Genomic DNA, 24327 nt, shown 5'->3' with positions numbered 1-24327 from the left:
GATCACCTCATTACCATTTTCTTAATATTAAGCTTCTAGTATAACTTTTTCCAAATTAAGTAAAGTGAATAATCGTTTATCTAATTTTACCACACCACGTAAATATTTGACTTCGACTCCACCAATTACCTCAGGTGCAGGCTCGATCTTTTCAACCGGTATATCAATAACATCATTTGCTCCATCGACAATTATTCCAATCTCGAGTTGATCTTTAGAAATAACTAGAATACGTGTAGCCTCATCAAACTCTTTTTCTTCAATACCAAATCTTTTTCTTAAATTAATAATAGGTGTAATAACTCCACGTAAATTCATCACACCCGTTACAAAAGGATAGGTTCGAGGAATTCTTGTTACATGCTGCATTCTTTCAATGGATTGAATATAATCAACTTCTATTGCATACTCTTCATCTTTTAATTGAAAAACAATGACTTTCAACTCTTGTTTAGTAACTGTTTCACTCGACAACGTAGCTGACCTCCTCTTGAATTACTTAATTAATGCATTCGTATCAACGATAAGAGCAACCTGTCCATTACCAAGAATCGTTGCACCCGAAATAGCAAAGACTTCTTTTAAGTAATTCCCAAGCGATTTCAGGACAATATCATGTTGTCCAATTAAAGAATCAACAACAAGACCGGCTACTTTATCACCCTTATGAACAATAACAAGTGAGTAGAATTCTTCATCATTCATTTCTCCAGGAACATCAAAAATCTCATTCAAAAAGATAAGAGGAACCACTTTCCCCCTAAAATCTATCACTTTTTGATTGTGTGCGCTATAGACATCATTTTTATTTACAACCGCTGTTTCGACAATAGAAGTTAAAGGAATAGCAAACTTTTCTTTTTGAAGTTCAACAAGCATGACATCAATGATGGACAACGTTAGCGGTAGCTGGATCGAAAATATAGACCCTTTTCCAAGTACTGAATTAACTGTAACCACTCCACCAAGTGACTCAAAAGTATTTCTTACCACATCAAGACCTACTCCGCGCCCCGATACATCTGTTATTTTATCAGCTGTACTAAAACCAGAAGAAAAGAGTAAAGCAAACACTTGTTGATCGGTCATCTTTTGTGCTTCTTCTTCTGTAATAACACCATTTGTCAGAGCTTTGTTCAGCACTTTTTCACGGTCTATCCCGGCACCATCATCTTCTATCTCAATAAAGACATTGTTTCCACTATGATAAGCCTTAAGGAGAACGGTACCTCCTTCAGGTTTACCAGCAGCTAGACGCTTATCAGGTGTTTCAATCCCATGGTCAATCGAATTACGTAACAAGTGAACAAGCGGGTCTCCTATTTCATCAATGATCGTTCGATCAAGTTCTGTTTGGGCACCGATAATTTCAAGAATCACCTTTTTATTCAAATCTTTAGAAAGACTTCTTACCATACGCGGAAAACGGTTGAAGACTTGTTCAACTGGCATCATTCTCATATTTAAGATAATTTCCTGTAAATCACCTGAAATACGAGACATTCGTTCAACCGTTTCATTTAATTCATTATTGCGTAACTCACTAGCAATTTGCTCTAAGCGACCACGGTCAATTACTAGTTCCTCAAACAGATTCATAAGAACATCTAAACGCTCTATATTTACACGAATTGTTTTGTTCATCTCTGTTTTTTGTTTAGCTGGCTTTTCTTCTTTTATCACTGTTTTTACTGATTCTTTTTGCTCTTCCTGTTTTGTTGCTGCAACTTGCTTGGCACCTAACTCTTCATCAAAAGTGGCTAGCATTTTACGATCTAATGGCAGAACCATTACATTAGTAATCTCAGAAACCTTTAAGATGCGCTGCTTAATTTCTTCACCTTCAACCTTAGAAAGAACGGTAACAAGAAAATCTTGATCAAATTTTTCCTCTTCTAAATGTTCGGCAGGAGGAGTTGATTTTATGACTTCTCCTACTTGTTCTAACACATCAAAGACCATAAACACACGAGCTGCTTTTAACATAGCCCGCTCATCGAGAGTTACTTTTATTTGAAAAGCTCCATATCCTTGTTCAAATGACTGCTCAAGTACTGTGCGCTCGAATTCGTCATACTTTTCCACTAGCTGCTCATTTGATTCACCTTGTTGAATCATTTTTTCCAGCTCTTCTTTTGAGGTATTCGGTGTCTCGCCCTGCTCAATTAATTCTAACTGCGAAACAACATGAGAAACATCACGTTTTCCTTCTCCACCTGTTGCTATGTCAGTTACCATTGCTTCTAAATCATCAATCGCTAAAAATACAACATCTAGTACGGAAGATGTAGCTTCAAGTTTAAGGTTACGGATAAGATCTAAAACGCTCTCCATGTTATGAGTTAAATGAGCAAGGTCTTCAAACCCCATCGTCGCTGCCATTCCTTTTAATGTATGGGCAGACCGAAACACCTCTCCAACAATGGATAAGTCATCTGGTGCTTGTTCCAATTTTAATAAATTGTCGTTAATAGACTGGAGATGTTCCTGACTCTCATCAAGAAAAATATCCAAATACTCTGCGTTTATCAAGATCTCACCTCGAACACTCATATTTTGTCAAAATTTTACTAGATTAGAACAATTACGACATTTAGAGCTTTTTTCCATAATAGCATATTTTTACTAGAAAATATGTAGATCGCTTAGGAAATTTGAAATAGTTTTTTTGTCCTAGTTTTTGATTATAAGTTGATTACCTTAGTCAGAAATACGTTATATTCTTTTAAAGCTAAAGGTTTTGAGTAGTAGTACCCTTGAACCTTATCACAACGTTGTGTTTTTAAGAATACTAGTTGTTCTTCTGTTTCCACTCCTTCAGCGATGACAGAAATATTTAGGTAATGAGCAAGATTAATAATCATCGAAATGATACCTTCACTTTGCTTTTCCTTCCCGATATTTTGCACAAATGATTGATCAATTTTCAATTCTTGGATTGATAACTGGCTTACATATTGGAGTGAGCTATACCCCGTCCCAAAATCATCTAGACTAATATGAACCCCTAGTGATAAAAGACGTTGTAACACATCTTTCGTTCGATTAATGTCAATCGTAACACTCTCTGTCACTTCTAATTCTAACAAACTAGGAGCTAATTGCGACTCATCTAAAACGCTCTTGACCGTTTCAACAATGTTTTTTTGTAGGAACTGTCTTAAGGAAAGATTTACAGACATCGGTACTTTTGGAAATCCTCTTTCAATTAATCTCTTTTTTTGAAAACAAGCTTCTTTCAAAATCCATTCACCAATTGAAACAATTAATCCTGTTTCTTCTGCAATAGAGAGGAATTTAATTGGACTAATAAGACCTTCAACTGGATGATACCATCTAACTAGTACTTCCTCACCACAATATTGATTCGTTGCTAAATTAAATTGTGGTTGAAAGAAAAGCGAAAATTCTCCTCTTTCTAATGCCCGACGTAAATCATTTTCAATATGAAATTTTTCATGGAGTTGATAACCCATTTCTTTTTTGAATAATTCACAAGTATCGCTTCCATTTGTTTTAGCACGGTACATTGCGGCATCTGCTGATTTAATCAAAGACTCAGCATCTTCACCACTTTCTGGGAAAATAGAAATCCCAACACTCCCTGTTATCGTGAATTCATAACCATCAATAATTAATGGGTCTCGGATATGTTCTAACAGTTGACTAGCTGCATCGGTTGCTTGCTTAACTGACCTCAGTTGAGGAATCAGAACGACAAATTCATCGCCACCAACCCTCGTTAAAATACCAAAGTCGTTTAAAGCAAATTTAAGCCTAGAAGCAATTGTTTTTAAAGCTTGGTCACCTAATAAATGACCTAATGTGTCATTGAAAAGTTTGAACCTGTCAAGATCAATAAACATAACGGCAAGTTTCTCTTCCTGATGATAAGCATATTCGATAGCAGAAGAAAGCTTTTCAGTTAGAAATCTTCGGTTTGGTAAACCAGTTAGGTCATCTTCCATAGCCATTTTGCTTATTTTCAATTCATCTGTGATGTTTTCTGCTATTACTATAATACCCTCGACAACATGATCTACCTCAATAGGTACCATCGTCATGTTTACCGTTAACTCTTTTAAAGAATGGTGACGCATTTCAGTTTTAAATGTTGAAGTAATACCGTCTAATGCTTTTTCAAAGGATTCTACCAATTGAGCGCTATTCTTAGTATGACTGAGTTCACTCAACTTCGTTTTTAGTAGATCATCACTGCTATACCCAGTCATTAATGAAGCACCTGGATTGACCTTTTCTATTTTAGCAAACCGATTTAAGACAAAAATAGCATTTGAACTGTGAAAGAAGAGTGAGTTATATTGCTGCTCACTCTTTTGAAATTTTTTTTCAATATTGGTGGGGCTCATCACTCACATCACTTTCTAGGACAAAGGAATTCGACCTATTTCTTTATTATATCGTAACAGGTTCTTATATTATTAATAGAGCTTGTTCAAAAAGGGAAGACCACCCTTTTTGAACCTTTAGTATCCTCTCTCCTAATGCGGAGTTGCAATGGCTTCACTCACTGCGCGTCTATCCGAGAAAACTACTCGGATCGACTTAAAACATGGCAGTGGCTTCGCTCATTGCTTCGAGCTTGTTCAAAAAGGGAAGACCACCCTTTTTGAACCTTTAGTATCCTCTCTCCTAATGCGGAGTTGCAATGGCTTCACTCACTGCGCGTCTATCCGAGAAAACCACTCGGATCGACTTAAAACATGGCAGTGGCTTCGCTCATTGCTTCGAGCTTGTTCAAAAAGGGAAGACCACCCTTTTTGAACAAGCTCTGATAATAAAATATAAAAGACTTCTACTTAAAACAAGCTGTTACTGACGGAATGACCGTTAAAGAATGTTGATCCATTTCAAATCTATCTGGGTTTATGTATATCGCTTTCATGCCAAGAAGTAAGGGTGGAGCGATTTCATTAATGAAATTATCGCCAACAGATACGACTTGCCTTGGTTCTAATTGGTATTGACTAATAAGCTCTTTAAATAATGGTGTGGTTAAAGAAGGTTTTTTTCAGAGGTCACCACTTGCTTAAATATCCCATCCAATTGTAGTTCTTTTAAGAGACGAGTAACATCTTCACGATCACTATTAGTCATTAAAACAAGTTGAGTTTAGTGACTTAATTGATTTAACTTTTCTTTAAGATTAGGTAATGGTTCAAGTGAAAACTATCCGTAACCATATACTCTTTAGTGGCTAAGTAGCTTGGGTAACAATCTTTCACACCAAAATGTTTGGCTGTTACAAATGGAAGCCACCATCCATCTCAATAGCAATCATATCTTTAAAGTTAAATTCTAATGTACCAATATCCTATATTTTAGCATAACCAAAAACCTCTTAAAAAAGTAATCAGTCGGAAAATGTAACGTGTGCTTTATTTATAAACTAGTGTATTTTTGTTATTGTGTTAAGGATGTTCGAATGTGGTAATTTTATTCTAGTTAATATCTCGTTGTAACAATCATTGATTATCTAAGTGCCCTGATTCGTAGACGCATCGTCCAATACTAAAAAAGCAAACAGATTATAGTTAGTCTGTTCGCTTTTTTATTTTATTCATATAATGCTAGCTTTTTGTAATCTACTTTAGATGCCTGTTCTGTTCGTAGAGTACAAATCGTGCGAATTGCTTCTCGAACTGCGGCTTCCTCTTCTTGTTTGTGATCGAGTGTATGTAGCGGATTCTCTTTGTCCCGAAAAACAAACAAGGACATGTCACTAACAACCTCTCCGGTCTCCTGCTCATAAGCTATTTTATATAAATACAGCTGAGACCAGTACGTACTCATCAACTCTTCACCCGAATGTCTTATTCGATTTGTCTTAAAATCAACAAGATGTATTTGACCATTTTTTACAACAATTTTATCGATTTCACCAATGATATCAGCGCCTTCAATGTTGGTTGCAAACGCCCACTCATTTGTGATCGTTTCACCCATATCTTGTTTTATTTCATCAGTATAACTAGTCATTAGCTTTTTCATTTCTGTTTGATACGGTGTAAGATCTTCTAATTCTTCTTCATGAAGCGCCTCTGCTATGGCATTTTCACTCGTTAGGCCATTATCACGCAACTCACATGCACGATGGACTAAAGTTCCTAGCTTAGAAGGATCAACAGCTGTTTTAAAGCCTAAACTTTTCGTATCGTTTCCTAAGGACGTATCAGGCAAACCGATAACATAACGATTAAAATACGCAACAGGGTCTTTCATAAACAACATTACTTCAGACACGGATAACGTTAACGGAATACCCTTCTTTTCGATTTGTTGTGGGAGATCGTACTTAGTTGAACTTAATTGAACTTGTTCCTGTTCTTCACTTTCTTCTTTTATTTCGATCTTATCATGTAAATGGGTTTGATTTAATGCATCCTCCGTTAAGGCAAGCCATGTGTTCTTTGTTTTTGATTCTTCTCCAATCATATAGAGAAAATCGCGTGCTCTTGTCATCGCCACATAATATAATCGTTTTGCTTCTTCTTGTGATTCTGCATTTGCACGGTCTTTCACTAATGCAAAACCAGGTGTTTGATAAACAATCGGGTCCCCATCGAGTTCGCTTGCCTCCTCTTCCATATTTAAAACAAGACCAACCTCCGGATGAAAGCGAATAATACCTTTATCTCCTCTTATTTGTCGTTCTAATTGGGGTAAGCATACAATGGGAAACTCTAAACCCTTTGAGGCATGAACCGTCATGATTTGAATCACATCATCGTCCACTCGCTCAACTAAAGACTCTCCCTCTTTCTCACTTAGCGCAATCCGTTCCTCTAAGTCTGTTAATATGGTTTCTAGATCGGTATGATGGCTCTCTGTAATTGTTTCAATCAGTTTTTCAACATTCCTTACTTTCTGTAAGCCATTTTTTTGTAATAAAAGGGACGTTCTTAAACCTGTTTCCATAAAAATAGCCTCTAATGTCTGTTCTAATGACTTTTGAGTTCGAAATGGTGTCCACCGTTCTAACCAAGTTTGAACGATATGGCAGGCTTCTTGAACGGGAAACGAAAGCTTACTAAATTCAGGATTTTCTCTATTATAAACAAGTTGATAGAGTGATTCTGTTTCCTGCAATGATGATTTTAATGTCAAGAAGTCAGCAAATGAAAGTCCACATATTGGACTCCGAAGAACCGCTAGTAAATGCAATTCTTCAAATGGACGATTCAACCACCTAAGTAGAGATAAATAATCTAATACTTCTTGTCTTTCATAAAAACCGACTCCTCCACTTACAACATAAGGAATACCTTTATTGATCAGGGCACGTTCAAGAGTAAGTAGATGTGATCTTGCTGGAATAAGAATGGCTACATCGCAAAAACTTGGTTTAACCCACGTGTCATCCTTATAAACATGAGGCTCACCTGTTTGAATCATTTCTACAATACGATTAGCAAGAACATCATAGGAATTCGTCTTACGTTCCTCATCTTTTTCAAGAATCGTTAATTCTACTCTTTTCTCATTTTGTCTTTCACCTGAACGGTGAGCTTCAAGTGAAGCATATACGGTTTCAAAGGATTCAGAGCGTTGTGATACCATTGCATGAGAAAATAACTCGTTAACAGCCTCAATTACTGGAGCTGTGGTTCGATAATTTTTATTCATTAGAATCACTTGGGCATCACGTCTTGTTATTGCGAGCTCCTCTCGCTCGTTCATTAAACTGACATTTGCACCACGAAATCGGTAAATCGATTGCTTTTGATCACCTACAATAAATTGAAATGCTGGTTCAATCCGCTCTAACATCTCAAGTTGCAAGCGATTCGTGTCTTGGAACTCATCGACCATCATATGCCGAAATTGTTTTTGACAAGCTACTTTGATAAATGGGTGTTCTAGTAAAGCCACAGCTTTTTGTTGTAAATCTGAGAAATCGAGAACTCCTGAGATCTTCTTTTCATTGACATAACGATTCGAGAACTCTTTGAGTAGAGTAACGACATGTTGTAAGTACTGTCTAGATTCCTTATCAACCACCACTTCTCCACCAATTTCCTTCCACAACTCCTTTAGCGGCTTCCAATAGACTTCAAACATCTCATATAAGGCTGGTGCCGTTTCGTTCCAACGCTTATCTGATTTAGAAGGCATAATTTGCTTAAGGAATTCCACATAAGCATTTGGATTTTCTGGAATCGTTAATGTTTGAAAGGCTTCAGTAATACGCTCAACATGATTTCGCTGTGCTTTTGTTAATTCATCTAAAGGTGGAAACTCACGGACACAACGTTTTGCATTCTCATGAAATTGTTGGACAATTTTATTTTGTACCTTTATCTTTTCTTCGCACTGTTTGTCTAGCATTTCATCTAATTGAAGGGTGTCTATCGTCTTCTCGCCAACAACAAACTCCCGGATATCATCATGAACCTTTTCAATAGATTCAAATAATTGATTTTTACTCATGATTTGTAATAAAGGCAGAGCCAATTCCTGGAAGTCTTTTTCTTCTAACATTTTAGTCATGATTGCTCGTTTACGACTTCTTGCATCAACATCATCAATGACTCTACTGTTTGGTATTAAATCAGCGGTCATCGCATTTTGCGAGAGTAGTCGTTGACAGAAACTATGAAATGTTGAGATATGAGCACGTTCAATCGCTTCTTTTTGTTCAGACCAAAAAAAGCGATCTTTTTCTCCCGTTGCTTCTTTTTCTTTTTCTGCTAGCCGCTTTCTTATTCGATCCTTCATTTCCCTGGCTGCTTTTTCAGTAAAGGTTATGGCCACAATTTCATCTGCTGTTGCACCGACAGGATGACTCTTATCTCGTAGACGAAGTTCACATAAATGAATAAAGCGCTCTGTTAATACTCTCGTTTTACCTGAACCGGCACCCGCCGATACAAGAACGAGCGATTTCTCACTAGTGATTGCTTCTAATTGCTCGTCATTGAACTTCATTTGTCTTCTCCTCTCTTATGGACATCTTCTTATCCATTTGCTCGTTCTCTTTTTTCGTCTGTAACTCGACAAACTGAACGGTATTGACAAAATTTCGAGCATTCAAGTGGTTCAACTGAAAAGCTTGTCTGCATTCCTTCCCATAACTGCTCAATGCGGTCGCTTAACTCATGATTGACCAAAAATTGATCTGTCCCAAGTTCATCTTCTCGATTTTTGCAATGAGATGAAACTTGATAGCGTGACGTTTTTCCTACATGTTCCGTACGCCAGATGCCATTACCCGCTCTTTTACTTGGTTCTTTTAACGATATATAGGTTGCACCGCCTGCTGTAACAGAAGCTTGTTCTATACGTTCTAGCTCTTCACGTATCGAAAAAGCATATAACGGCAGTTGTAGTTTTAACCCTGTCTTTATCTCATCTATTTTCACGCTTGCTTGGCCTGACTTATAATCATAAATAACAATCTCATTTGCGATTCTGTCTACACGGTCCGCTTTTCCTGTTAAAATAAGCGTTTGATCACCTGACATTTTTAATTCAAAACGTATAGGCATTTCAAGTGCCATAATTTGCATGGCTGATAAATGTTCATTATCCCAAAAATGCTTGCGCTCTGCATGCCACCAACGACGAAGACGTTTTTGCCATTCGTTCTTCGTAAGCTGCAAATCAAAGCGTGAAATCTCTGGACTTTGTTTCTCGATTATCTCCCATTTTTCTTCAAAGAGCTCTTCTAGCCTCACTGGTATTTGCTCTAGGTTTTCTCTCAACTCAGAAAAAGGCTTTCCGATTGCTTCAGCCTCTTTATACAATTCTTCAATAATGGAATGCATGAGCTGCCCGATATCAATTGGTGAAACCCTTTCTTGAATTGCAGCTGGCTCTGCCACCCGCAGCATTCTTTCCATCCCATAACGAAATGGACAGCGCGCATAGCTTTCAAGAGCCGTTACAGAAACAACTGGCTCAATTGGAATAGAAACAGGCTCATTCGCTTGCTCTAGACGTTTAAGTCTACTCGATAAATTCTCCACTAGCTTAGGTACCTCTTCAACCGAGCAACCCTTACCAACATGATAAGCGATCTTTTCGAGCTCGTCTGCTCTTGAAAAAGCAAAACTTGTTTCCATTCTATTTTCCCATGACCACTTTTTATCTGACTCTTCAAATTCCTCTAGTAAAGTAGACGGTAGTAACGGATGATTAACATCAATTCCTTTTACATACGTAAAAGTTACAGATTCAGCTATATAGGTTAACTGCTCATAATGAGCTTGTTGTTTAGCTCTAAAATGTTCCTGCGTCGGTGGACTAAAGCGAACTAATCCCGTTAGTAAATCTCTTTCTTGCACATAACCACTTAAATGTTGCGTCGCAGGAAATTGTCCCTCATTCATTCCAACAACATATAGCTTCTTCCCTTTAAAAAGACCGACATCTCGCCAAGTATGAATGGCTATTCCGCGTTTAGAGGCACGCTGTTCAAAAATCTGAAGATTCTCCCCCACGTCTCTAACCCACTCTGAAAATAAATCATGGGTCATCATCAACTTTTCTAGACCTTTTTCATTTAATAACTGTTCATATTTTTCCAAGTGGGTGTCGATCTGATTTAATGCTTTGTATTCATCTGCTAGTTCTTTTAGCTTGTTAACATCACCTTCTTCTTCAAACCTTCTTTCCCAAAACGTTTGAAATGGTAATGTTTGTAGAAGTTTTCTTAGTTCTTTTAAATAATGTACAAACGACTCATCTTTCTTCCAACTCAATGCATTCATTTGGTTAAAAAGAGCATGGTGTTCCCAAGCATCCCATTCCCCCGTTGAAAGAAAGGTTTGCTTCTGCTTTGCATAATCTAAACCACTCACTTGATAAAGCCTTAAAATAAGTTCAACAAAAGGAAGTTGTCCCCATTTTGTCTTAGGCACTCCATTATTATTAAGAGCAGCGAGGATAAAGGAATGAATCGTTGTCGTAGAAACCTTGCGTTTGTTTGCTTTATTAATAGGAACACCATAACTTTTCGCATAACGTTCCAATTGCTGGATACCGTTGCGTTCATCTACAACAAGGATTCCTACATCTTCATATGAATCATGATTCAAACAAATTTCCTCAATAACTCCTCTCCACTGCTCTTCATTAGTTGAGGCGGCAACGAGCTCTCGAAACACCATCTTCTTTTTCTGTTGTTTCAATCCTCTTTGATCATCAAAGCCTATCGCCACTAGTTCCTGAACAGTCTGATCAACTATTTCAAAATGCTCGTGGTACGGGACATAAACTTCAACAGGAATTCCCGCTTTCTTTAACGCTTCTATAAAAAGTGCTTGTAATGGACTAAAATCATAAAAACCATCCACGGTAATAATCGATAATTCTACTTGCTCTGGTTTTTCTTCTAGCAATTGAATCGCACGTAATAAGATATTTTCTGGGTCTAGTAAGCTTCTATTATGAACCACCTGCAACTCATAACTTTTGAAAAGACTTTGTAAAGGCTCAAGTGCGGGCGGTATCTGCTCTATATTTAATCCTAATCGCTTTAGTTGACCGTATGTATCTGCATATGCACGTGCTTTTTCTGATATGACAACATCACCATGAAAGGTTTCTTCTCCTCTAATAAATTGTAGAAAAAATAACGTCCGCTCTTCTTCCGTTAAAGGGATATAGGAAACTTCTGCTTGCTTTAAAATGAAGGTTGCAATGTCATCAAATGTTGTAATCGAGAGACCTGGTTGCTTCCGTCTAGCTTCTTGTAACCACATATGAGATGGTAGGACATAAAAGGCTTTTTTCATTTGTTCTTTTTGAATAGAAAAAGCTTCTGCTAATCGCTCTTTCCTGGCTACTTCTTTTACATGTGTTCCGTAGACGACATGCTGACTCATTTTATTTCCTCCTCCGACGCATATCTAGATGGTTAATCCCATCTAGTAAATAAACGTTTGACACTGGTTGAAAACCGAATGATTGATAAAACTCTTTTACATACTCCTGTGCATGAATCAGAATGGAATTATCCTGAAAATCTCTTTCAATACACTTGATCGCTTCAGATAAAAGTATTTGTCCATACCCTTTTCCTCGCGCCGTCTCTTTTACAATTACCCGACCGATCGAAGCATCTTCAGCAATAATGCCGCCTTTAAATAAACGACTATAAGCCTGAAGTTCACCGTCTTCGTATCCAAGGAGATGAACAGCTAAATGATCATTACCATCTAATTCTTGATACGGACATTCTTGTTCTACCACGAATACCTCTATACGTAATTGAACGATCTCATAAAATTCTTCAATTGATAATTGATTAAATGTTTTCACTTTCCAGCTTAGCACAGCATAATCCTCCTAAAGCCTAATAGATCTAGTTTATCATTTCACAGGAAAGCTAAAAAGAAAAACAACAAGGACATAAAGTTTTCTGAACACTTTATCTATTCAAGTGCATATAGTAGGTAAACTCCTTAATATAAGGTGGGGATAAAATTGGCGATCGTAACAGGAAAGCAATACATGCAAAGAATTGATAAGCTAAATAATGAAGTATGGATTAAAGGGGAGCGGGTGAAAGAGAAGCTATCTGAGCATCCAGCTTTTTCAGGTATCTTAAACAGTAAAGCAGCTTTATATGATTTGCAACATAACCCTGAAATGGCTGAACTTCTTACTCGTACTGATGACACAAAAAACGACCTCTTTAACTTTGCATTCGAGCAACCAACCACAAAGGAGGAATTGAGAAAAAGAAGAATAGCTACTCAGTTCTGGGCTCGAAAAAGCGGTGGGACAATCGGACGATCACCTGATTACATTAATACAGCAATCATGACCTTAGGTTCATCTCATTCCTTTTTTAATGAACCCTTCTCCAAAAACATTCAACATATTTTTGAACATGCCAAAAAAAAGGATCTCTCCTTTACACATACATTCATTAATCCACAAGTTAATCGATCACCTCATTACCTTGAATTCTCCAATGAAAATGAAAACATTATTGCAGCAAAAATCATTAAGGAAACGAAAGAAGGGATTATCATTCATGGAGCTAGGTTGCTTGCTACTCAAGGCGGTTTAACAGACGAAATTCTCGTCCTTCCCGTTGGAGGAAATCAGGCTGATCCCTCCTATGCGTATGCGTTCGCTATTCCTTCAAATACACCAGGGTTAAAGTTTCTTTGTCGCGAATCATATGCAGACACAGCTACAAGTAAATATGACCATCCACTTACGACACAATTTGATGAAGTCGACTCTGTTGTCGTTTTTGACCATGTTCTTGTTCCATGGGAGCGTGTCTTTCTTTATCAAGATCTAACGGCGGTTGGAAAAATTTATACTGAGCCAAGTGTAAACATTATGCTATTATTCCAAGCTGTTTGCAGGCAAGTCGTAAAAACCGAATTTTTACTCGGACTTAGTGAATCGCTCGCTACGACTATCGCGATTACTGACTATCAACATGTCCAAGAGAAAATTTCAGAGGTCATTATCGCTCTTGAAATTATGCAGTCTTTGCTTTACACCGCTGAATCAGAGGCAAAATCAAATCGCTTTGGAACAATGGTTCCTCATGCAAAACCGTTAATGGTTGCATCTAGTTATTATCAAAAAACATATCCCCGCCTCGTCGAGATCCTTCACTTACTAGGTGCAAGTGGATTCATTTCTTTACCAACAGAAAAAGACTTTAATTCAGAGATTGGCAAAGATCTAGAACAATACTTACAAGCCAAGAACGCACCTGCCAAAGAAAGAGTGAAGCTGTTCAGGTTAGCTTGGGATTTAACAATGAGCTCATTTGGTTCCAGACAAACGCAGTATGAAAGATTTTTCTTTGGTGATCCTGTCCGCTTATCATCTTCTCTTTATCAATCCTATGACAAGACTGCTTTTACTCAACAAGTTACCGCTATGCTGAACCAAAATCCAACAGAAAAGAACTAGCAGGAGGCTATCCTCCTGCTAGTCTTTAAAATGTAATAACTTGTAACCCGAGAAGTGCAACGACAACAAGGGATACAATAAACAGTCCCCAATACATCGGTGCTCTTGAACCAATCGTTCCTTTTTTCGTTTTAACAAGAATCATCTCCATCGCATAAATAAGCACGATCGCCAAGATACCTTTAATCACATATAGCAAAGCAAAATCCCACACATTCATTAAAAGTACAACACCTGAAAAGATCATGATGATGTAAAATAGACGCAAGATCATATGTAGAATTTTAGCTCCTTTGCTTACACCCATTTTAATTAAAATATAGGTGATCACAAATAAAAGAATCGTCACGTACCATGAATCTCCGTGAGCTGCAGACATAGCATTAATCATAAGTAGGCCTCCTTAGAAAATAACATTCTGCTCTATTATAATCTAAAATCATTCGAAGTAATAATAAGAACCATTAACAATTTTTAAGAAAATCGGTAGCAGTAGCGAAACTCGTTTAAATTCCCTTATAAATTCCTTAGTAGGAAACCTCTCTAATTACCACCAATGACTGCAACTCTCTTATATACTGTTTGTAAGATCAAATATAATAACTTCACCTAAATCTTACAAACCCTTAACCTAGTGCTCGCTTCCCTTTGATATGATGGATCGAAAGGAATGTAGCTATATTGGTTTTAAAAAATGTAAGTGGAGGCGACCGCATGGAATCAACTACACAATGTTTAATCTCAGAAAATCTTAACCGTGAAAAAGTTTTCCAGTTAGTTAGTGTAGCTAATCAATTTGAAAGTAATATTTTAATCGAGTTAAACCGAAAAAGGTTCAATGCGAAAAGTTTACTAAGTGTAGGGATGTTACACGGTGCACACGGAGAAATCTTCTTTCATGCCAATGGTGATGATTGTGAAACTGCATTAGAAGAGTTAAAAAAGATATGTGTAGAAATACAGTAACATAATAAAACACCCGACGCTCACAGGAGGCCGCTGAAAAAGGTACGGTTTTCACCTTTTTTCAGTGGTCTCTGCTCACAGTAGGGTGTCTTTATCTCTATATACTTAGTGTTTTTGATTTAGCTTGACATAGTTTATAAATGGAATGAAAAAACACCGCATTCATATAACAAAATATAAGGAGTAACAACTTATAAAATAATCAAGATCATGCAGAGTCATAAACACATTCTGACTTCATGTTTAATTTTTTATAAAAAAAGGTAGACATCTATTAAGAGGTGATCGTATGTTAAATAAGAAAAACGAAACAAAACAGTCAAGTGACTTTAAAAAAAGGAACCACCCAGAACAGTATCCTACAGAAAAAGAAAGTTTATTTGATCAGTTTGAGAGTGAACAACATGTCGATCCGATTCCGATGGAGGATTTAAAACAAGAGCTACGCGATCAAAAAAACAAGCATAAAACGAAGAATGATTCTTCAAGTGAGAGAAAGTACAAATAACAATAAAATTTGATTATCACTAATCGCACTAGCTTAATGACAGATTGAGGCCCCCCTCAATCTGTCATTAAATTCTCTAAGACTAGGTTAGATTTCACGCTTAACAATGACTAAGTTATTAGTCAAGCTCAGAACAGCGGAACTGTTTAATTTCTTTGCTACCCTGTGTTTAATGCCTAAACATTGCCAGTTTCTTCATTGGTTTTGGTTTTTTTCCATACCTGCATACATAACATGACATCCTTCTTTTTCTACCTCTTTTACCCAACTCACACGATTTATGAAATGTTCCAGATCACTCCCCTAAATTTTTAAATTCTATTATCTACATAGCCAAACCATACAACGAACGTTCTCATGTATGGTTTTTTTGTAATTTTTTAAAATTAACAACGATGAAATCTAGTGATACGGCAAAAAGAGCTTGAGGATTATTACATGCCACAGTCTTCTTTTATCACATTGCACCTTTCTCCAAAAAAAACGACCAAATTACGGTCGCCTTCACAAATATCCTTTTCAAAATAACTTCTATAAGACTTTTAGATATCACTTTTCCTTGATCTTTATTTAGCGAGAATTCACTTAACATCTCACACAATTTTCATCTCTTACCTTATGCTCGATGATTTGTAATTCGGTTGAACTTAATGCTGCTTACTCGGTAACTTTTCATTTGGATTACCTTTTCCTTGACGTTTCTTATTGCGTTCGTCTTTTTCTTGCTTGTCATGAAGCTTTTCTACAAACTCATGCGTATTATCCATTGGATTCCCCCCTTTTACCTTGGTTTTAATTTTTCCAACTAAGAAGAAAAAATTCATGGAAATGGCTTATTTTTCAATCGATTTTATCCATACTATAAGCAGATATTAAAGTTTCCGGGAACGCCAAAACTGTAAATCGTTTTCTTTCTTTTTTCTGCTAAAATGTGATTTATGAGGTGATTTAATTAATGAGTAAGCATTCCAACTATGACATTCGTGAATGGAAGAAAAAATTAGCGCCATATGAGAACCCCCGTATCTCAGCCAGTGTATGGCAGTTGATTAATTCAGTGGGATCGTTTTTTCTATTATGGGTGTTAGCGTATTTAAGTTTGAGTTTTTCATTTTGGTTAACATTATTATGTGCCATTCCAGCGGCTGGATTTTTAGTGAGGACGTTTATTATTTTTCATGATTGCACACACTACTCATTTTTTAAAAGTCGAAAAGCGAATGAGGTAGTGGGGATGATAACAGGATTATTTACGTTTTGTTCCTTTGAACAGTGGAAGCGAAGCCATACTACTCACCACGCTTCTAATGGAAACTTAGAAAAACGCGGTGTAGGTGATGTGTGGACAATGACATTACAGGAATATGCAGATGCCACATGGCTCAAACGTTTTTTTTACCGCACGTATCGAAATCCGATCGTAATGTTTTTAATCGGTCCTTTATATCTTTTCTTAATTGACTATCGATTTAATACAAAAGACGCTTCTAAAAAAGAACGAATGAATGTCTGGCTGACCAATATCATTCTAGTTGCAATTGTGTTACTGCTTGGTTTTACTCTTGGCTGGAAAGCTTATATATACGTGCAATTACCCATTTTCTACATAGCTACATTTTCTGGTGTATGGCTTTTTTACGTTCAACACCAATTTGAAGATGGTTATTTTGAACATAATGATAACTGGAACTTTGTCGAAGCAGCTTTAAAAGGAAGTTCTTTCTATAAGTTACCGAAAGTCTTACAATGGTTCTCAGGAAACATTGGGTTCCACCACGTTCATCACTTAAATTCTCGTGTACCGAATTACCATCTTGAGAAGGCACATGAAAGTGACCCCGAGCTCCAAAATGTACCTACTCTAACCTTACTCACAAGCTTAAAGTCATTAACGTTTAAATTATGGGATGATCAGAGTAAAAGGTTTATTGGAAATAGAGACATTCGAAAATTCATTAAACAAAAAAGTATGAATACAGAAAAATTCAAGTTTTAAGGGCACCATTGCTATGCTTTGACGCCCTTTTTTCCTGTTTTCGTGTTTGGTGGGCTTTATTCGGGCTCTTTGACGACATTTTCTCTTGTTTTTGTGGTTGGAGGGCTTTATTCGGAGATTATAACGACATTTTCTCCTGTTTTCATGCTTGGTGGGCTTTATTCGGGCTCTTTGACGACATTTTCTCCTGTTTTCGTGTTTGGTGGGCTTCGCAGAGAGTTCTCCAAATCCAAAGCATTCTAGAAATCTCCCTGTTAGTAAATCTTAACTGTTCCTAATTGCCAAGGAACCAACTAGTAAAAGAACCATCATCTGAGTTATACCACTAATCTACTACCAATACTTTTAGCAACATTTGTTTAACAGGGGATACACTCGATATTAAGGTTTCCATGAATCGGGATGACTTTCTGTTGCGGCTTCTGTTGCAAAAAAAAACTAGGCTATAACACCAAGTTTTCATGAAGGTATTCTATTAGCAGATGAGCAGTGAACAAAGCGTCTATCCAACTAATTGGAATTGTCGTTGAAACAGGTAATTCAATAAATGGTTCCAATCACAATTCCAGCCAAAAAACTTGTTACTAAAACTTGTGGTGGAGACATTTGTATTTTCCGATTAAGCAATTCACCTTTATCGTTTAACATTTTACATACCGTCATCCTCGAAGCGTTTCAAATCATTTTTATGTCCAATCACGATTAGAAGATCCTTCTCATATATAACCTCTGTTGGCAACGGTGATACATCAACTTTTTCTCCTCTTTTTATGGCTAAGATCGTACATCCATATTTTGCACGCACATCTAAATCAATCAATGTCTTTTCATTAATTTTAGGCGTCGCTAACAACTCAACAATACTGTACTCATCCGATAACTCAATATAGTCTACTATTTTTTCTGACGTTAAATGTTGAGCAATTCGAATTCCCATATCTTGTTCTGGATGGATAATACGGTCAGCTCCAATTTTTTCCAACACTTTGTGATGATAAAGACTTTGTGCTTTCACCCAAACATTAGGAATATTCATTTCTTTTAAAAGCAAGGTTGTTAAAATACTCGTCTGGATATCATCACCAATTGCAACAATAACAAATTCAAAGTTTCTAATACCTAATGATTGTAACGCCTTTTCATCTGTTGAATTGGCAATTACAGCATGAGTAGCAAACGAAGCAAATTCATTCACTTTCGAATCATTGTTATCGATGGCTAACACTTGATGCCCCATTTTATACAGTTCCTTACAAATGCTTCCTCCGAAACGTCCTAACCCTATCACAGCGAATTGCTTATTTTTTTTCGCCAATGTTCTCCACTCCCTTTTTACACATAGAAAAAAGACCATTACAAAGAAATCGTCCAGAAAGACCCTTCTCTCCAAAATCACGCTTACGAGGTTAGCTGTCGGATTAGGGACTGAGAGTATCCCCTCTAACTTAGTAAGATTCACCCCACGGCAACAAAGTTGTCGATATTGGTTCCCCCGCTCTGGATAACAGTTTAAGCGAATAAAGGTATTACTATTTAGTTGTTAAAGAGAATTTACTCCTGTTTCTCGATCTTGTCAATCAATCTTTTGCCCATTAATTCGAATGACTCCATCAGTCGTCTAATGAATAGATTAAGGATCCCAGGCCCCTAAGTAGCAACTCTGTAATTGTTTGGCTATCTTTGTGATATTTCCTCTTTAAAACCCGCATGAGCCTACCCTGTTTCTATAAACAGAATCAACCAAGGAAGCAAGTTTTTTTGACCAACCTAAAAAATGTAATCTCCGTTTAACCATGTTTAAAAAGCGGTGCTTGTTGAAGCACCTCTTTTTAGGGTATTCAAATTTGTTTTTGTCTCATAGAAACTAATTGTTTCAGCATTTCACAACATGATTAAAGAAAGATTTGCATTCCTGGCCCGTCTACCGGTCTAGCAGAAAAACCATGTTTTGTGTAAAAATCCATTTTTCCTTGTGCACAAGATAGTTGAATCCACTTCATTCCATTCTGCCGACATTTCTCAATTAAAAATTTCAACATCGAACTACCTATTCCTTGTTTTTGATAATCTGGATGGACCATCATATCTGTAATAAATGATTGATACACCCCGTCAGAAATAACGCGTCCAAAACCAACAAGCTTCTCTTTATTGTCATAGGCTGCAGTTATACACCAGCTATTCTTCATTGCCTTATATAGTTCATCTTGATTAAACATACTTGCCTGAATCCAGCCTGTTGTCTGATACAGTTCAAAGAACACTTCTTTAGGGGGTAAGGTTGTTACATATGTAATATTCAACATTTTTTCCTCCACTCTGTAAAAATTAACCACCTTATGCCTCTAATTCAGTCACAGAGTTGTGAACTGACTTATATATTGGTTAAGATATACCCAGCTACTATCCTATCAAATCAAACGGTTTATAAAGCATGCTCCATGTTCTTCCTCATTTGAGGACGTAAAATAGTATAATATAATGATTTTTTCTAGCTAGTCAAATCCTTGGTGATTATTAATCAATGTATGACATTGTAAACAACAACCCTTAACCATTAATAAATCCCCCATCATGACGAGTTAAGAAATCACTTAGCTCAACCTTGTTTTAGATTCTCTTTCTGTTTACAATGAAAGACAAAACAATGAGGGTGTTTAAAGATGAAAATAACAATAGAGGCAATAGACTTTTTAATAAAATTAATGAATAAACGCAATAAAAAAGGAGTTCGCATCGGTTATAACGAGAAAAGTAAATGAGGTCTTTCCAAATTCACTTTAACTTTGGATGAGTTAAAAGCAGAAGACCGTCAATCATACATCGACGGTCTTCCCATCTACTATCAACCTAATGTAGAAGCACATATTCATAGACTTCAAATTACGTATGAGAATAAGAGATTGGGATTAAGGGACAGCGAAAACAAAGATAAATGAAGTAATAACAGGATTACCATTGCTTCTATTTTCCGTTAAACGATAAATCCTTAAACACTAATTATTACAGCAAATATGACAAGTAAAGATAAGTATCAGTTTCTAATTAACGTCTGAATTTAAACTAATTCTTAAATAAAACCTATTATAAGTGAGTACTAAAGAATATAATAAAGAGTACAAAATTCTGAGATCGTTTAAAATTCATTTATACACAATCCTTGCTTGCTTAGACAAAAAGGTTAGACGGGTTATTTCTTAGGGGGGACATATGAGTCATACACAAAGAGGACATGTTTTTAATCTACTTTCCGTTTTAGCCGTTGCAACCGGTCCATTACTCGCTAAGTTTGGATTAATACAAATATCACCAGCAAAAGCTGCGATGATCAATGCGTTAACAATTATTATCGCTAGCTACTTGCTCGGCTTTTTCACAAAGAAGAAGGTTCAGTTTTATTTCAAAAAAGATATGTTGATGTTGGCTCTTTTTAATTCTTTAGGCGTAATTTTTTTATTTGTTAGTATGGACTTACTTACACCCGTTGAAATAGGATTTATTGGCCGGTTTTACACCGTTTTTGCCGTTTTGTTATCCGTTTTTATTTTAAAAGAGCGACTCTCAAGAAATGAGATTATTTTTATCATCATTGCTATAGCGGGCGTTTTCTTATTTGTTGAAAAAGGTGGAAACTATCAAACGAACTTACTAGGTAGCTTTTTTGCAATTCTATACACTTTCTTCTTTGCTTTAACAAACGTTTTTATAAAAAAAACCTTATCTGAAAATAGAACCTCAAATTCAATTTTGTTTACTAATAGTTGCACAACCTTATTGTTCGTTTCTATGTATGCTTTATTTTCTGGTCAATTATTTGATGGGCACTATCCATTAAACGGAGTAGGTTATATTGTCGTATCCTCCCTCTTCTCAGGTTTTATTGGTACCATCTTCTTATATGAAGCCTTAAAGTACTTACGTTTTTCGATCGCTAATGTAACGAGAGCATTTAGTCCAGTTTTACTTGCGATCATCTCATTTCCGTTTTTTCCGATTGAACTGACCATACAAAATACAACAGGTGCCATTATTTTAATCGTTTCTATTTTAATGTTGTCTTTAGGTGATAAAAAAAATAAAACGAAGAAAACTGGAGAAACGTAACTCGCTCCCCAGTTTTTTTTTCGTTTCTACATCTTCGCAATTTACATTATTGTCCCGCTTTATTCAGTCTGATAATCGAGAATGTGATCGAGATTTGTGCAAAACGCTTTCTATTTATGAACTGTATCTTAGTAGAGAATAAATTTTCAAGTTCTGAATATGCTAACAAGTACTGACTTAAAAGGAGATTTGTTCTTATGGATTTTGACTTAAATTGGATATGGAAATCAGTCTTAATCGTTATTGCTGGAACTGTTCTTTTACGAGTAGCAGGTCGAAAGTCAATCTCTCAAATGACGCTTGCTCAAACCGTTATTATGATCGGAATTGGTTCCTTACTTATCCAACCCCTTGCAGGTAAGAATATATGGACGACTTTATTTGTTGGTTCCCTGCTTGTCATTACACTGATTATTGTTGAATATACACAACTTAAATTGGACTTTATCGAACAACTTATAACCGGCACATCAAAAATTTTAATTGAGGATGGAAACTTAAAATTAAATAATTTACGTAGCGTTAGATTAACTGTGGATCAATTAGAAACACAGTTACGTTTGAATAGCATCTCAAAAATCAGTGATGTCAAATGGGCAACAATTGAACCAAATGGGCAAATAGGTTTTATCCTGAAAGATGATGCAAAATCCTCAACAAAAAAAGATATCGAAACTTTAAAAGAAGAAATACAACAGCTTAAGACCCTTGTTAATCAAGTACTACCTACACAATCTTATGTCCAACAACAGCTATCTGGTTCTAATCAACAAACAAATGTAGTTGAGAAACTTCAAAGGCAAATAACTGAGCTGAACAATCAACTAAAAACAACTGCTAAGAAAAGTGATATCGACCTGTTTAAGGAAATTGATTTAGAAAAACACAATGCTCCTATTCCTAAACATCTGCAGTAAATAGGTAACAAATTGTTTATGCTTTTTTAATGGTTACTCTTCACACATCTCTACTAACATAACAAAAGCAGACCGAATAACTCGGTTTGCTTTTTCGATCTAAAAGAAATCATAAAAAAACGGTTTTCTATGAGGAATGACTAGTTCAAGCTTTTTTAACTCATCGTCTTCAGCATGAATTTGATCAATTTGCGCTAATTCCTCTGGTCTTCTATAACCAAAGAGCATGGTTGTTAAAGCGTTAATCGAGAGCTTAATCAGCTTCTCTGCCTCAACTTGTTGTTCTACAATAGAAATTCCATCCTTCTTCACTCGAAAGATCTGGTTGTTCCAAGGCGCATACTCATCCGAGACTTCTAATACAATCTCGTCATTCTGCTTACTCCAATCAAATGAATACTCCCTTAAGAACTTTTCTACGTCAACAATTCGCGCCATAAAATAAGGGGATACATCTCTTTTTACTCTAGGTTCATTTAACGAAAATAAGAATGGTTCCCTTTCATATGTACTCATCTCAAGGCCATTAATCATCGAATCATGTTGGCAAATGAAATTCCATAGCCCTCTCTTTGCTTCTGCATTTAATGATACGATTTCTTTGATCTTCATTCTTTTTTCCTTGACCTTATAAATAAGATAACCTGTTGCATATTCATTAGCGTCATAGTATATAGCCACTTGCTTATCTTTGACAACTTTATCCCACCAGTCCTGAACACGAACTAACATACCAGAAAACTTCATTGCGTATTGTTCATAGACCCTAGCTAAGTCATGAAATGGTGGATCTTCGGAAAAACGTTTCATTGTACCAAACGTTTCTTTTTGAAATTGCAAGTCTGATTTAGACATAGTCACAGTAAGCTTATTTGAAAAGAGCTCCCACCCATATTTTCTATAAAAGGGAACGGAAAATGGAAACAACATCGATACACTGAAATCCTCTTCCTTCATTTTGTTAAGAATATCTATAAGCATCTCTTTTACATAGCCCTTCCGGCGATGTTCAGGGTATGTGGCAACGCCCGCGATTCCACCCATTTTAAAAGTTTTCTCGCCCAGATAAATGTCTAATGGAAGGAAGTGAAGTTTCGCAACCAATTGCTCTTCTTCGATCATACCAAATAACTGATGGTGTTTTTTTAACACGTCAAGACGTTCAGCAATTTGATCTTCGGCTACTTTATATTGAAAGGCATATTCGGATAAACGAATCGCTTCTAAATATCTGTCCTCTCCTACTTTTATAAGTGTCATCTTTTAACACCCCTTTTTCCTCTTATTATAGTTTTGCAACTATCTATATTTTCTTGGTTTCATTCCTTTATTCCTCTTATTTATTAAGGAAAAACCTCAGAGCCGTATTTTGAGAAATAAACGTAGCCTCTGTTCTTTTTTGAGTACATTGAAACCCACCCTGTATTTCACTCTCTTTTCTATTAAAAAAAGAGGATGAGCATCATACACTCATCCTCTCGCCTTTTATTTTACGATTAATACAGGGACCTCCACACGTTTAGCAATCTTATGACTGACGCTTCCAAGCACCATCGTTTGTAGCTTGTTCAAACCACGACTACCAACAACGACGCAATCGTAATTGCCTTTATTGGCAAATTCAACAATCGCAGGCCCTGGTTCACCATGAATCATATGGATCTGATAATTAATTTCCTCTTTTTCTAATAACTCAACAACTGGAGCCAGTTTTTCTTTGCGCTTTATTTCCACTTCATATTTACTATTATTTGTTAGAACATCAGACTTTGACGTTGATCCATCGATTGAATAGATTAAGTCAATTTTCGCTTGATGTAGTTTCGCTAAGGCAACTGCTTTTTCAGCCGCACGAATAGAATGTACAGAACCATCTGATGCGAGTAAAATATTTTTAAACATAGGGGAACCCTCCTAAGATTTTC

Annotated in this window: 18 protein-coding genes and 1 riboswitch; of the genes, 6 read left to right on the top strand and 12 right to left on the bottom strand. The window is 36.4% G+C overall.

Annotated features, from left to right (window positions below; all coding sequences use genetic code 11):
• Positions 1 to 27 precede the first annotated feature (27 nt).
• The 6 genes from LDX58_RS10360 to LDX58_RS10335 form a co-directional block, all read right to left on the bottom strand.
• On the bottom strand, positions 28 to 474 hold the full coding sequence (locus LDX58_RS10360) for a chemotaxis protein CheW (RefSeq protein WP_227936763.1): 447 nt from the start codon (positions 472 to 474) through the stop codon (positions 28 to 30).
• A 21-nt stretch (positions 475 to 495) separates the two neighbouring features.
• On the bottom strand, positions 496 to 2553 hold the full coding sequence (locus LDX58_RS10355) for a chemotaxis protein CheW (protein ID WP_372459147.1): 2058 nt from the start codon (positions 2551 to 2553) through the stop codon (positions 496 to 498).
• A gap of 131 nt (positions 2554 to 2684) precedes the next feature.
• On the bottom strand, positions 2685 to 4370 hold the full coding sequence (locus LDX58_RS10350) for an EAL domain-containing protein (RefSeq protein WP_227936761.1): 1686 nt from the start codon (positions 4368 to 4370) through the stop codon (positions 2685 to 2687).
• 1207 nt (positions 4371 to 5577) lie between these two features.
• Complete coding sequence (locus tag LDX58_RS10345) at positions 5578 to 8949, bottom strand: UvrD-helicase domain-containing protein (protein WP_227936760.1); 3372 nt, start codon at positions 8947 to 8949, stop codon at positions 5578 to 5580.
• A 29-nt stretch (positions 8950 to 8978) separates the two neighbouring features.
• Positions 8979 to 11849, bottom strand: coding sequence for a PD-(D/E)XK nuclease family protein (locus LDX58_RS10340; RefSeq protein WP_227936759.1), 2871 nt, complete (start codon positions 11847 to 11849; stop codon positions 8979 to 8981).
• A gap of 1 nt (position 11850) precedes the next feature.
• Positions 11851 to 12300, bottom strand: a complete 450-nt coding sequence (locus tag LDX58_RS10335) for a GNAT family N-acetyltransferase (RefSeq protein ID WP_227936758.1) — start codon at positions 12298 to 12300, stop codon at positions 11851 to 11853.
• Between the two features lie 150 nt (positions 12301 to 12450).
• On the opposite strand from LDX58_RS10335, the gene hpaB reads away from it, so the two are divergent.
• A complete protein-coding gene (gene hpaB / locus LDX58_RS10330; protein ID WP_227936757.1) occupies positions 12451 to 13911 on the top strand; it encodes a 4-hydroxyphenylacetate 3-monooxygenase, oxygenase component in 1461 nt (486 codons plus the stop codon).
• A gap of 25 nt (positions 13912 to 13936) precedes the next feature.
• On the opposite strand, the gene LDX58_RS10325 is transcribed toward hpaB, so the two are convergent.
• Complete coding sequence (locus LDX58_RS10325; protein WP_227936756.1) at positions 13937 to 14302, bottom strand: DUF1516 family protein; 366 nt, start codon at positions 14300 to 14302, stop codon at positions 13937 to 13939.
• A gap of 323 nt (positions 14303 to 14625) precedes the next feature.
• Between LDX58_RS10325 and LDX58_RS10320 the strand changes: the two genes are divergently transcribed.
• The gene (locus LDX58_RS10320; protein ID WP_227936755.1) at positions 14626 to 14877 is read left to right on the top strand and encodes an HPr family phosphocarrier protein; all 252 of its coding nucleotides are present in this window, start codon (positions 14626 to 14628) and stop codon (positions 14875 to 14877) included.
• A gap of 289 nt (positions 14878 to 15166) precedes the next feature.
• Positions 15167 to 15385, top strand: coding sequence for a YczO family protein (locus tag LDX58_RS10315; RefSeq protein ID WP_227936754.1), 219 nt, complete (start codon positions 15167 to 15169; stop codon positions 15383 to 15385).
• A 647-nt stretch (positions 15386 to 16032) separates the two neighbouring features.
• Here the strand turns inward: LDX58_RS10315 and LDX58_RS10310 are convergent.
• The gene (locus LDX58_RS10310) at positions 16033 to 16152 is read right to left on the bottom strand and encodes a DUF4023 domain-containing protein (RefSeq protein WP_227936753.1); all 120 of its coding nucleotides are present in this window, start codon (positions 16150 to 16152) and stop codon (positions 16033 to 16035) included.
• A 188-nt stretch (positions 16153 to 16340) separates the two neighbouring features.
• On the opposite strand from LDX58_RS10310, the gene desA reads away from it, so the two are divergent.
• On the top strand, positions 16341 to 17381 hold the full coding sequence (gene desA / locus LDX58_RS10305; protein WP_227936752.1) for a Delta(5) desaturase DesA: 1041 nt from the start codon (positions 16341 to 16343) through the stop codon (positions 17379 to 17381).
• 649 nt (positions 17382 to 18030) lie between these two features.
• On the opposite strand, the gene LDX58_RS10300 is transcribed toward desA, so the two are convergent.
• Positions 18031 to 18735 (bottom strand): potassium channel family protein, encoded by a 705-nt coding sequence (locus LDX58_RS10300; protein ID WP_372459145.1) that lies wholly within the window; start codon positions 18733 to 18735, stop codon positions 18031 to 18033.
• A gap of 26 nt (positions 18736 to 18761) precedes the next feature.
• A riboswitch (cyclic di-AMP (ydaO/yuaA leader) is annotated at positions 18762 to 18907 on the bottom strand.
• A gap of 366 nt (positions 18908 to 19273) precedes the next feature.
• Positions 19274 to 19687, bottom strand: coding sequence for a GNAT family N-acetyltransferase (locus LDX58_RS10295; protein ID WP_227936750.1), 414 nt, complete (start codon positions 19685 to 19687; stop codon positions 19274 to 19276).
• A gap of 904 nt (positions 19688 to 20591) precedes the next feature.
• Here LDX58_RS10295 and LDX58_RS10290 point away from each other — a divergent pair.
• Together LDX58_RS10290 and LDX58_RS10285 are read left to right on the top strand one after the other, a co-directional pair.
• A complete protein-coding gene (locus LDX58_RS10290; RefSeq protein ID WP_227936749.1) occupies positions 20592 to 21485 on the top strand; it encodes a DMT family transporter in 894 nt (297 codons plus the stop codon).
• A 197-nt stretch (positions 21486 to 21682) separates the two neighbouring features.
• Positions 21683 to 22402, top strand: coding sequence for a DUF421 domain-containing protein (locus tag LDX58_RS10285; protein WP_227936748.1), 720 nt, complete (start codon positions 21683 to 21685; stop codon positions 22400 to 22402).
• 99 nt (positions 22403 to 22501) lie between these two features.
• On the opposite strand, the gene LDX58_RS10280 is transcribed toward LDX58_RS10285, so the two are convergent.
• Positions 22502 to 23662 (bottom strand): GNAT family N-acetyltransferase, encoded by a 1161-nt coding sequence (locus LDX58_RS10280; protein WP_227936747.1) that lies wholly within the window; start codon positions 23660 to 23662, stop codon positions 22502 to 22504.
• A gap of 225 nt (positions 23663 to 23887) precedes the next feature.
• The gene (locus LDX58_RS10275; RefSeq protein ID WP_227936746.1) at positions 23888 to 24304 is read right to left on the bottom strand and encodes a universal stress protein; all 417 of its coding nucleotides are present in this window, start codon (positions 24302 to 24304) and stop codon (positions 23888 to 23890) included.
• Positions 24305 to 24327 lie beyond the last annotated feature (23 nt).

The sequence above is a fragment of the Alkalihalobacillus deserti genome (assembly GCF_020734105.1).
Classification (GTDB): Bacteria; Bacillota; Bacilli; order Bacillales; family Bacillaceae_D; genus Halalkalibacter; species Halalkalibacter deserti.
The sequence above is the reverse complement of the archived record's forward strand: the minus strand, read 5'-3'. Positions and strand labels throughout refer to the sequence as shown.

Excerpts from the sequence above, each read along its gene's own strand:
- LDX58_RS10355 (WP_372459147.1), bottom strand. The coding sequence starts at position 2,553 with ATGAGTGTTCGAGGTGAGATCTTGATAAACGCAGAGTATTTGGATATT.
- LDX58_RS10350 (WP_227936761.1), bottom strand. The coding sequence starts at position 4,370 with ATGAGCCCCACCAATATTGAAAAAAAATTTCAAAAGAGTGAGCAGCAA.
- LDX58_RS10345 (WP_227936760.1), bottom strand. The coding sequence starts at position 8,949 with ATGAAGTTCAATGACGAGCAATTAGAAGCAATCACTAGTGAGAAATCG.
- LDX58_RS10340 (WP_227936759.1), bottom strand. The coding sequence starts at position 11,849 with ATGAGTCAGCATGTCGTCTACGGAACACATGTAAAAGAAGTAGCCAGG.
- LDX58_RS10325 (WP_227936756.1), bottom strand. The coding sequence starts at position 14,302 with ATGATTAATGCTATGTCTGCAGCTCACGGAGATTCATGGTACGTGACG.
- LDX58_RS10320 (WP_227936755.1), top strand. The coding sequence starts at position 14,626 with ATGGAATCAACTACACAATGTTTAATCTCAGAAAATCTTAACCGTGAA.
- LDX58_RS10315 (WP_227936754.1), top strand. The coding sequence starts at position 15,167 with ATGTTAAATAAGAAAAACGAAACAAAACAGTCAAGTGACTTTAAAAAA.
- LDX58_RS10310 (WP_227936753.1), bottom strand. The coding sequence starts at position 16,152 with ATGGATAATACGCATGAGTTTGTAGAAAAGCTTCATGACAAGCAAGAA.
- desA (WP_227936752.1), top strand. The coding sequence starts at position 16,341 with ATGAGTAAGCATTCCAACTATGACATTCGTGAATGGAAGAAAAAATTA.
- LDX58_RS10300 (WP_372459145.1), bottom strand. The coding sequence starts at position 18,735 with ATGGTCTTTTTTCTATGTGTAAAAAGGGAGTGGAGAACATTGGCGAAA.
- LDX58_RS10295 (WP_227936750.1), bottom strand. The coding sequence starts at position 19,687 with ATGTTGAATATTACATATGTAACAACCTTACCCCCTAAAGAAGTGTTC.
- LDX58_RS10290 (WP_227936749.1), top strand. The coding sequence starts at position 20,592 with ATGAGTCATACACAAAGAGGACATGTTTTTAATCTACTTTCCGTTTTA.
- LDX58_RS10285 (WP_227936748.1), top strand. The coding sequence starts at position 21,683 with ATGGATTTTGACTTAAATTGGATATGGAAATCAGTCTTAATCGTTATT.
- LDX58_RS10280 (WP_227936747.1), bottom strand. The coding sequence starts at position 23,662 with ATGACACTTATAAAAGTAGGAGAGGACAGATATTTAGAAGCGATTCGT.
- LDX58_RS10275 (WP_227936746.1), bottom strand. The coding sequence starts at position 24,304 with ATGTTTAAAAATATTTTACTCGCATCAGATGGTTCTGTACATTCTATT.